The sequence below is a fragment of the Variovorax sp. P4_D9 genome (genome assembly GCF_056401695.1).
In genome coordinates this window covers 1-9,682 of sequence record NZ_JBFUIU010000329.1, presented here as the reverse complement: position 1 = coordinate 9,682, position 9,682 = coordinate 1, and the positions used below count along the sequence as shown (strand labels likewise).

Genomic DNA, 9,682 nt, shown 5'->3' with positions numbered 1-9,682 from the left:
GTCTTCAGCGCCAGGACGCGGCTCGAAGAGGGCGAGATCCATGTCTTCGAGCGCGGCGGCTGGATCGAGGTGACGGCGCTGTCGCCCGCCCGGGTGGGCGCCGTTGCGATGGCCGCGGCCAGGAGGCCGGAGGCCGCTTCGCGCGTGGCGCGGCTGGTGCAGCTGTTGACCGGTTGAACCGACCCCCTAGCGTTCGCTCGCCGCTTCCTGCAGCGCGGTCAGAAAGCCGTTCCGCCACCAGTGCACATCCTGCTCGCGGATGCGCGACAGCAGCTTCTGGTGCCGCTCGCGGCGCTCGTCGAGCGGCATCTGCAGGGCCTGCTGCACGGTCTCGGCCGTGCCGTGCGTGTCGTAGGGGTTCACCAGCAGCGCTTCCTTGAGCTGCTCGGCGGCGCCGGCGAAGCGCGACAGCACCAGCACGCCCGGGTCGGCCGGGTCCTGCGCCGCGATGTATTCCTTGGCCACCAGGTTCATGCCGTCGCGCAGCGGCGTCACCAGGCCGACCGCAGCGGCCCGGCACAGGCCGGGCACGCGCTTGCGGGCCACCATGCGATGGATGTAGCGCACCGGCATCCAGTCGAGCTCGCCGAAGTCGCCGTTGATCGCGCCGCACAGCGATTCGAGCTCGCGCCGGATATCGGCGTAGGCATCGACCGTCTCGCGCGTCGGCGAGGCGATCTGGATCAGCGTGGCGCTGCGGCGGTTCTCGGGGTAGTTGGCCAGCAGCTCGCGGAACGAGCGCACGCGCTGCGGGATCCCCTTCGAGTAGTCGAGCCGGTCGATTCCCAGCAAGAGGCGCCGGCTCGAGTATTCGCGCTTCATGGTCTCGTACATGTCACGCGATTCCTTGGCGTGCGTGAGGGCCGCGAACTCGTCGACATCGATGCCGATCGGGAAAGCGTTGCAGCGCACCTTCTGCCCGTAGGCGCGGTACATGTGGTTCTCGAGGATCTCGCCGTGGGCTTCGTTCTTCACATAGTGCTCGAAGTGCTGCACGTCCTGCTCGGCCTGGAAGCCGATCAGGTCGTAGGCGAACAGCGAGCGCATCAGCCACTCGTGCTGCGGGATCGCCGCGATGATGATCTGCGGCGGCAGCGGGATGTGCAGGAAGAAGCCGATGCGCTGCCTGCAGCCCATCGCGCGCAACTCGGCCGCCAGCGGGATCAGGTGGTAGTCGTGCACCCAGATGATGTCGTCGTTCGTCAAGAGCGGCAGCAGCTTGCGCGCGAACAGCTGGTTCACGCGCCGGTAGCCGCCGATGAAGCCGGCGTCGAAGTGCGCCAGGTCGAGCCGGTTGTGGAACACCGGCCACAGCACGTCGTTGCTGTAGCCCAGGTAGTAGCTGTCGTGGTCCTCGCGGCTCAGGTCGATGGTGGCCAGCGTCACCTTGCCGGCCTGCTGCCGATGCAGCTCGCCCTCGCCGGTTGGGCCGTCCTCGACGATCGCGCCGCTCCAGCCGAACCACAGGCCGCCGCTTTGGTGCAGGCTTTCGCCGAGCGCCACTGCGAGGCCGCCGGCGGCCGGCTTGCGCGGATCCGCGACCCGGTTCGAAACGACGACAAGCCGACTCATATGCACGAATCCCAAGGCGCCGACAGCCTCACCGCCGCGTTGATGATCCCGACCATCGAATAGGTCTGCGGGAAGTTGCCCCACATCTCGCCGGTCACCGGGTGGGTGTCCTCGGACAGCAGCCCGAGCGGATTGCGCGCCGCCAGCATGGTCTCGAAGATCTGCCGCGCCTCGGCCTTGCGGCCGATCTTGGCCAGCGCGTCGATGCGCCAGAAGGTGCAGATGTTGAAGGCGGTCTCCGGCTTGCCGAAGTCGTCGGCGGCCTCGTAGCGGCGCATGTAGGGCCCGTCGCAGAGCGACTTCTCCATCGCTTCGACGGTCGAGACGAAGCGCGGATCGCGGGCGTCGATGAGTCCGACCTCGACCATCAGCAGCACGCTGGCGTCGAGCTCGTGGCCGCCGAAGCTCTCGGCGAAGGCCTGGCGCTCCTCGCACCACGAGCGGGTGAGGATCTCCTCGCGCATCCGCGACGAATGCCCGTGCCAATAGGCCGCGCGCTCGGGCAGGCCCAGCGTGCGCGCGATCTTCGTCAGCCGGTCGCAGGCGGCCCAGCTCATCAGCGCCGAGCTGGTGTGCACGCGGGCCCGCGTGCGCAGCTCCCACATGCCCGCGTCGGGCGTCCCATAGACGCGTATCGCCTGCTCGCCGACTGCTTCGAGGTACGGAAATTCGTTGACGCCGGCCCGGCTCAGCAGCCGGTGGTCATGGAAGGATTGGGCCGCGCCCAACACGATGTTGCCGTACACGTCGTGCTGGAAATGCTCCTGCGCCTGGTTGCCGACGCGCACCGGGCCCATGCCGCGGTAGCCGCCGAGCCCCTCGACGAAGGACTCCGGCAGCTCGCGCTCGAGTCCGATGCCGTAGAGGGGCTGGATGTGCTCGCCGTGCGAGCCGATGACCACGTTGGACAGCCAGCGCAGGTAGTCCTCCATGGTGCCGACTTCCGACAGGCTGTTGAGCGCGCGCACCACGAAGAAGGCATCGCGCAGCCAGCAGTAGCGGTAGTCCCAGTTGCGCTGGCTGCCCGGCGCCTCGGGGATGCTGGTGGTCATCGCCGCGACGATCGCGCCGGTGTCCTCGTAGAGCGAGAGCTTGAGGGTGATCGCGGCGCGGATCACCGCCTCCTGGTATTCGAACGGGATCGCCAGCCGCTTGCTCCAGGTGCGCCAGTAGGCGATGGTCTCCTGCTCAAAGTGGCGCGCCGTGTCGGCGATGCCGTCGGTCAGGGTCTCGTCGGCGCCGAGCACGAAGTTGTGCTCGCGCGAGAGAACGAAGGGCTGCCGCGAGAGGATGTGCGAGACCGAGGCATCGGTGTTCAGCCGCAGCGTGAAGTCGGGGCCGACATAGCGGATGTGGTTGCTGCCGCGCGTGATGGTCGGCGCCGTCGCGCCCCACTGGAAGTGCGGCGCCAGGGAGACGCGGATTCGCGGCGTGCCCTTGATCGGCTTGACCCGGCGCACCATCGTGAGCGGCCGGAAATAGCGCGAGCGGCTGTGGAAGCGCGGCGCCAGGTCGGTGATCTCGATGCCCTGGCCGGCGCTGTCGAAGAGCTGGGTGCGCAGCACCGCGGTGTTCGGCTCGTACCACTGCTTCGAGGACGCGAAGTCCTCGATCTCGATGGCCCATGCGCTGGCGTCCGCGCCCGGATCGAGCAGGGCGTTGAAGACCGGGTCGCCGTCGAAGCGCGGCAGGCAGCACCAGACCACCCGGCCGCGGGCGTCGACCAGCGCGCTGTAGGCGCAATTGCCGATCACGCCGACGTCGAGCGAGGCCGGCGCCGGCGGCGCGAAGCCGCCGTGCGGGATCGCGAGTGAAACGCCGGCGTGATCTTCGGCGGCCGCCTCGGCGCGGGTGGGGGTCATTCGTCGGTCCTCCGCGGGGTGTTTGTCTGGCGGGGCGATGCCAGCAGGTCCCGTGCCGCGATCAGCCATTCGAACACCGCGCGTGGCGAATCGAGCCGGTGCAGCGCCTGGCTGGGGCCCGAGCCGACCTTGATTGCGATGCCGCCGATCGGCTGCACCACGGCGAAGCCGTTCTCGTCGGTGGTGTCGTCCCCGGCGAACACCGGCGTCCGCCCGGCGAAAGGGGCCTCCTGCATGAAGGCGGCGATCGCGACGCCCTTGTGGATGCCTGCGGGCTTGACTTCGAAAACGAACTTGCCGTGCATCAGTTCCAACTGCGGCTGGTCGAAGATGATGCGTGCCATGGCGTCGCGGCAGACCGCCTCGAGCTGCGGTGCGAGCCGGTAGTGCAGCGCGATGGCGGCGTGCTTGCGTTCCACCAGCAGGCCCTCGTGCACGCGGGCGAGTTCGTTGGCGGCATCGAGGACCCGCGTGAGATCGGGGGCGCGCTGCTCCTGCATCCGGCCGTCGGCAGCGCGGCGCTGGACGCCGTGCTCGCCCGCGGCCGGCAGGCGCAGGGGCGCCAGGAAGCGATCGAGCACGTCGATCTGGCGGCCGGAGACGACTGCCAGCGCGCCGCCCAGGAGGTCGCGAAGGTCGGTGAGCAGCCCCACCATCGCCGGGGGCACGTGGATCGCCTCGGGCGTCTCGGCGAGATCCACCAGGGTGCCGTCGAAATCGAGGAAGAGGGCCGCGTCGGGGTTGAGTCGGGGGGGCTTCTGCATGGAGGGAAAACCATAGCAGACTCGCGCCCCCCGGGCGCGTCGGCCAAGTTCGCCAATCAGGCAGCAGGGTCGGGCAGTGTCGCCGCGACTGCCGCGACCCGCGCCCGGGCGATCGCCTCGCCGATCTTCGGACCGGTGGCGCCGGCCGCCTGGGCGTCGCGCGCGATCGGCTCGGTCGCGACCGCACGCGCCGCCGCCAGGGCCGCGAGCAGGCGGAGGCGCTGCGGATAGGGTGCCTCCTCGAGGCCCAGACGCCCGCGCGCATCGCATTCGCAGGCCAGCAGAACGTCGTCGAAGCGCTCGGGCTTGCGGAAGGCGTCGCAGCGCTCGAGCAGCCGGACCATCGCGGTGGCGCCGAGATCGCCGCTGCGGTGGATGTTGCCGTGCTCGCGCGCCACCACGTCGGCCAGCTCGCGGACCTCGACCGGCACCCGCCAGCGCTCGCACACCCCGCGCAGAAGCTTTGCACTGCGCTGCTCGTGGCCGATGTGGCGCGGCAGCGCGTCGGCCGGCGTGCTGCCCTTGCCGAGGTCGTGCACCAGGCAGGCGAAGCGCACGCCCAGCGGCGCCGAGAGCCTGGCCGCCATGTCGAGCACCATCATCAGGTGCACGCCGGTGTCGACCTCCGGATGGTGGACCTCGGGCTGCGGCACGCCCCACAGGCGATCGACCTCGGGTAGCAGCACCGCCAGTGCGCCGCAGGCACGCAGCAGTTCGAACATGCGCGAGGGCCGGGCTTCCATCAGGCCGCGCGCAAGTTCCTGCCAGACCCGCTCGGGCACCAGCGCATCGACCTCGCCGCCCTCGACCATCTCGCCCATCAGTGCCATAGTTTCCGGCGCTACCCGGAAATCGGCGAAGCGGGCCGCGAAGCGGGCGACGCGCAGGATGCGGACCGGGTCCTCGCGAAAGGCGTCGGTCACGTGCCGCAACTGCTTGTGTTGCAGGTCGCGCTGGCCATGGAAGGGATCGATTAGGTCGGCCGGATCGAGCTCGAGCCGGTCGGCGGCCGCGATGCGCTCGGCTGGCAGCGCGATCGCGTTGATCGTCAGGTCGCGCCGCGCCAGGTCCTGCTCGAGCGTGACGTCGGGTGCCGCGTGGACCACGAAGCCGCGGTAGCCCGGCGCGCTCTTGCGCTCGGTGYGGGCCAGCGCGTACTCCTCGCGCGTCTCGGGATGCAGGAAGACCGGGAAGTCGCGGCCCACGGGCAGGTAGCCGCGCGCCGCCATCTGCTCGGGCGTAGCGCCGACCACCACCCAGTCGTGGTCGCTGCCGGGCCGGCCGAGCAAGGTGTCGCGGATCGCGCCGCCGACGAGATAGGTTCGCATGCCGCGAGTCTAGGCGCAGCAGGCGGGCTCAGCGGGCGCTGCGGTACGGCTCCTCGAAGGGCAGGAAGTCCTTTTCGGCCAGTGCATCGTCGATCCAAGCCTTGACGCCGGGCAGCGACTGCACGCGCTCGATGTAGGCCGTGAGGGCGGCCGGTACCGGCAGCCCGTAGGTCTTGATGCGCGTGCCCACCGGCGCGAAGTAGGCGTCCGCGATCGTGAAATCGCCGAACAGCATCGGCCCGCCGTGCTGCGCCAGGAGGTCGCCCCACATCTGCACGATGCGGTCCAGGTCGCTCCGGACCTCCGGCTGCTCGCGCAGCAGCCGGGCGCCGACCTCGGGCAGCGAGGCCTCGATGTTCATGCCGCAATGGCCGCGCAGACCGCCGAAGCCCGAGTGCATCTCGGCGCAGATGCTGCGCGCGCGGGCGCGGTGGGCCACGGACTGCGGCCACAGCCTTTTCTCGGGATGGGTCTCGGCCAGGTATTCGGCGATCGCCAGGGTGTCCCAGACCACCAGGTCGCCGTCGACCAGCACCGGCACCTTGGCGACCGGGTTGAGGGCGGTGATGGCGTTCTTGAACTGCGAGCCGGCATCGAAGGAGTCGAAGCGCATCTTCACTTCCTCGAAGGGGATGCCGGCCTGCTTCATCAGCACCCAGGGCCGCATCGACCAGGACGAGTAGTTCTTGTTGCCGATGTAGAGCTGGGTCATGGCGGTCCTCCGAAGGGTTGCAAAGCCTTCGATGCTAGCGGCGTCGCGCGCCGCGATTGATGACGTTGCGAACCGGAATTGATGATCAGCGCCTGGGCGTCTCGTCCGCCGGGCCGGCCACCCGCTCGATCAGCGCCACCAGCCGTGGCACCAGCGCCAGCACGGCCAGCGCCAGCAGGGCGCTGAGCACTGCGGTCACCTCGCGGCCCAGCCCGCAGGCCATGCCGATGGCGGCGGTCATCCAGAGGCCGGCCGCGGTGGTCAGGCCCTGCACGTTGTGCTCGTCCCGGCCCTGCTTGAGAATCGTGCCGGCGCAGAGGAAGCCCACGCCGGCCACCAGGCCCTGGATCACGCGGCTCATGTCGGCCGGCCCGATGCCGGCCTGCTGCGGCACGAGCACGAACAAGGCCGAGCCGATCGCCACCAGCATGTGGGTGCGCACGCCGGCGGCCTTGCCCTGGTGCTCGCGCTCGAAGCCCAGCAGGAAACCCAGCACGGCGGCGAGCAGCAGTCGCACCAGGATGCGCAGCACTTGCGGAAGGTCGGGAACGTCGGAGAACTCGGCGGCGAGCACCTCGGTGGTCGCGGCCCACACGGATGTGGCCATGGCGCGGCGTGAAATGACGGAGGCCGAAGTGTCGCCCCGGGGCCGCGCCCCCGCCTGTAGGACGGCGGCACATTCCGCCGCTCAGCCGGGCGGGAGGTCGGAAGCGCGCAGCGGCGTTAGGTCGACCGTCCGCGGCAGCGTGGGGGCGCTGCCGTGCCAGCGGCGCACGGCGCGCTGGAAGAACATGCTGTTGGGAATCTTCAGCGTCGTGCCCTGCTGCGCGCTGCCGCTTTCCTCCAGCGTGGTGAAGACCAGGTTGATGTCCAGAACGCGGCCCTTGAGGCCCGGCTTCTCGCCGTTCTCCAGCACCTCGACCGTGTCGCCGGGCCAGAACATGCGCGTGGTGAAGATCAGCAGCGCGCAGAATATGTTCGACAGCACGCTCCAGGCGGCGAAGAAGGCCACCGCGCCGACGGCGGCAAAGCTCGTGAAGGCGGTCCACAGCACGCCCCCTGAAACGCCGAGCCGCTCGAGGCCCCACAGCAGGGCGCCGCCATAGATCAGGAAGCCGGCCGTGCGGCGCGTGATCAGGGCCACGTTGCCGGGCAGTGCGTAGCCCGTGGTCACGCGCAGGATCAGCCGGCGCGCCAAGCGGTACATCAGCCAGGCGGCCAGCAGGATCAGCGCCACCTGCGCCACGGGGAGGGTGATTTCGAGCCATTCGACGGCCCAGCCGGGCAGCTGGGCACGCAGGCTCTGCAGGGTTCGGTTCACTCCCGACCTCAGGGCAGGTCTTTGTTGGGCTCGGGCTCGGCGGCGCTGCGCGGGCCCACGTTGCCCAGGCGCGACTTGAGCGACTGCGGCTGTCCGCTGATCACGGCGGCGTAGTTGGTGGTGTTCGCGAGCACCTTCTTGACGTAGTCGCGGGTCTCGTTGAAGGGCACGTTCTCGGCCCAGATCGCGGCCTCCATGATTGGGCCGTTGCGCCAGCTGCGCGGCCGGCCGGGACCGGCGTTGTAGGCCGCCGCGGCCAGAGCCATCGAGCCGTCGAAATCGTCGAGCGCGAGCTTCAGGTAGTTGGTGCCGATCGTGATGTTGGTCTCGCGCTCGTTGAGCTGGCCCGGCGTGAAGTCGCCCAGGCCGATCTTCTTGGCGGTCCAGCGCGCGGTGGCCGGCATCACCTGCATCAGGCCGGAAGCGCCGACGCCCGAGCGGGCGTCCATGATGAAGCGGCTTTCCTGGCGGATCAGGCCGTAGACGTAGGCCGGGTCGAGGCCGATCTCCTGGCTCTTGCGCAGCACCGTGTCGTGGAAGGGCATCGGGAAGCGCTGCTCGACGTCGATCACGCCCTTGGTGCGCTCGCTGGTGTTGATGCAGCGGTCCCAGACCTCGCGCTGGCAGGCCAGGTCGGCGGCGGCCAGCAGCTCGCGGTCGCCCATGCCGCCCTTGTCGTGTAGGTTGGTAGCGTAGTTCCACTCGCGCGTGCCTTCGGGGCGCAGCCCGATCGCGATCGCGTACAGCGCGCGGTTGAGCGCCGGGTTGCTGCGCGCGGCGGCCTTTTCTTCCGGCGTGAGCGGCGCCGGCCGGGTCGGCACGGCAGCGCGCTGGCCCAGTTCCTCGAGCGCCAGCAGCTCGTAGAAGCCCCGGGTCCCGGCGATGCTCTCGAGCAGGATGCGGGCCTGTTCGCGGCGCGCCTCGCCGCCGCCGGCGAGCTGGGCGCGGGCCTTCCAGTAGACCCAGGTCGGGTCTTGCTGCTGGCTCTCGCTCATGGCGTCGATGGCGGTCTGGACGTCCTTCCAGCTGCGGGTGCGCAGCGCCGCGCGGGCCTTCCAGGCCAGCATGTCGTCCGTCAGGTCGCCGAGCTTGGTGACGTTGGCGAAATAGCCGTTGGCCAGCGGCGAGAGCTTGGTGGCGAACTGTCGGCCGATGGCGCCCCAGAGCCAGTTACGCTCCTCGTTCGACAACGTGGTGTCCCATTTGCCCTCGAGCAGGGATGCGGCCACGGCCGGGTCGGCCACGGTGATCTTGATCAGGGCCAGCACCACCAGTTCGCGGCGCGACTTGACGACCGCGGTGACGCGGCCGGCCAGGAACTTGGCCGGATTGGCGTTCATCTCGTCGAACAGGCCGATGGCATCGGGCGCCACCAGCGTCACGGCGGAGCGGGCCGCCTGCGGGCGGTTGGCCTCGATCGCCAGCCGCGCCTTCCTCCAGGCGTCGTTGGGCGACATCAGGCGGGCGCCAATCATGCGGTCGGCGGCGGTCAGGCAGCCGTCGTCGAGTTCGCGCTGGGCGAACCAGTTGCGCCGCACCTCGTCGGCCTGGGCCTCGGTGGCGCTGGCCGAGCGCAGCGTCTCGACCAGGATCGCATAGCAGCGGACCTGGGCATCGTCGTTCATGCGGAACTCGGGGTGCAGCGCGCCGAAGCTGTCCCAGTCGCGGCGCTGGCCGRCCAGCAGCAGCCAGTCGTTGCGCATGCGGTCCTCCTGGTAGGTGCCGGCATAGCGGGCCAGGAAATCCTGCACTTCCTGGGGGCTGGCCTCCCCGAGCCGCGCCCGCAGCTCCCAATAGGCGGCCCAGGGTTCCAGCGCATGGCCTCGCGCCTGAGGCAGCAGCGCCGCCAGCCTGGCTTTGTCGCCGCGCTGGGAAGCCTGTTTCATCTGCAGCAGGACATCGTCGCTGCCGCTTTGCGCGCGGGCCGGCTGGAGTGCCGCGGTGGCGGCCAGGACGAGCAAAAGATAGAGGGTGGAGAAAGAGGCGCGGGGGAGGCGCCGTGCGGATGCCAAAATGCTTGCGAACTGCATCGGGGGATTATGGACAAGTCAAAGGGTGCCGACACCTCGGAAACGGCCACTTTTCTCAAGGGACAACTGCGTGCGGCGCTGATCGAGCAGCGC

8 protein-coding genes are annotated in these 9,682 nt (G+C 69.8%); all 8 read right to left on the bottom strand.

The window, feature by feature from the left end:
• Positions 1 to 186: 186 nt before the first annotated feature.
• Positions 187 to 1,572 (bottom strand): alpha,alpha-trehalose-phosphate synthase (UDP-forming), encoded by a 1,386-nt coding sequence (otsA, locus tag AC1DY5_RS29355; protein ID WP_478117161.1) that lies wholly within the window; start codon positions 1,570 to 1,572, stop codon positions 187 to 189.
• Entirely contained in the window at positions 1,569 to 3,434 is a 1,866-nt protein-coding gene (locus tag AC1DY5_RS29350; RefSeq protein WP_478117159.1) for a glycoside hydrolase family 15 protein, read from the bottom strand. The genes otsA and AC1DY5_RS29350 overlap by 4 nt, the downstream gene beginning before the upstream one ends.
• Complete coding sequence (gene otsB / locus AC1DY5_RS29345) at positions 3,431 to 4,198, bottom strand: trehalose-phosphatase (protein WP_478117157.1); 768 nt, start codon at positions 4,196 to 4,198, stop codon at positions 3,431 to 3,433. Before otsB ends, AC1DY5_RS29350 begins: the two co-directional genes overlap by 4 nt.
• A gap of 56 nt (positions 4,199 to 4,254) precedes the next feature.
• Positions 4,255 to 5,526, bottom strand: a complete 1,272-nt coding sequence (locus AC1DY5_RS29340; protein ID WP_478117155.1) for a multifunctional CCA addition/repair protein — start codon at positions 5,524 to 5,526, stop codon at positions 4,255 to 4,257.
• Between the two features lie 28 nt (positions 5,527 to 5,554).
• Positions 5,555 to 6,238 carry a glutathione S-transferase family protein gene (locus AC1DY5_RS29335; protein WP_478117153.1) on the bottom strand — a complete coding sequence of 228 codons (684 nt, stop codon included), beginning with the start codon at positions 6,236 to 6,238 and terminating at the stop codon, positions 5,555 to 5,557.
• An 85-nt stretch (positions 6,239 to 6,323) separates the two neighbouring features.
• The gene (locus AC1DY5_RS29330; protein ID WP_478117151.1) at positions 6,324 to 6,845 is read right to left on the bottom strand and encodes an MgtC/SapB family protein; all 522 of its coding nucleotides are present in this window, start codon (positions 6,843 to 6,845) and stop codon (positions 6,324 to 6,326) included.
• 81 nt (positions 6,846 to 6,926) lie between these two features.
• Positions 6,927 to 7,559 (bottom strand): mechanosensitive ion channel domain-containing protein, encoded by a 633-nt coding sequence (locus AC1DY5_RS29325; RefSeq protein ID WP_478117149.1) that lies wholly within the window; start codon positions 7,557 to 7,559, stop codon positions 6,927 to 6,929.
• 8 nt (positions 7,560 to 7,567) lie between these two features.
• Positions 7,568 to 9,589 (bottom strand): lytic transglycosylase domain-containing protein, encoded by a 2,022-nt coding sequence (locus AC1DY5_RS29320; protein WP_478117147.1) that lies wholly within the window; start codon positions 9,587 to 9,589, stop codon positions 7,568 to 7,570.
• Positions 9,590 to 9,682: the final 93 nt, after the last annotated feature.

Excerpts from the sequence above, each read along its gene's own strand:
- AC1DY5_RS29350 (WP_478117159.1), bottom strand. The coding sequence starts at position 3,434 with ATGACCCCCACCCGCGCCGAGGCGGCCGCCGAAGATCACGCCGGCGTT.
- AC1DY5_RS29335 (WP_478117153.1), bottom strand. The coding sequence starts at position 6,238 with ATGACCCAGCTCTACATCGGCAACAAGAACTACTCGTCCTGGTCGATG.
- AC1DY5_RS29330 (WP_478117151.1), bottom strand. The coding sequence starts at position 6,845 with ATGGCCACATCCGTGTGGGCCGCGACCACCGAGGTGCTCGCCGCCGAG.
- otsA (WP_478117161.1), bottom strand. The coding sequence starts at position 1,572 with ATGAGTCGGCTTGTCGTCGTTTCGAACCGGGTCGCGGATCCGCGCAAG.
- otsB (WP_478117157.1), bottom strand. The coding sequence starts at position 4,198 with ATGCAGAAGCCCCCCCGACTCAACCCCGACGCGGCCCTCTTCCTCGAT.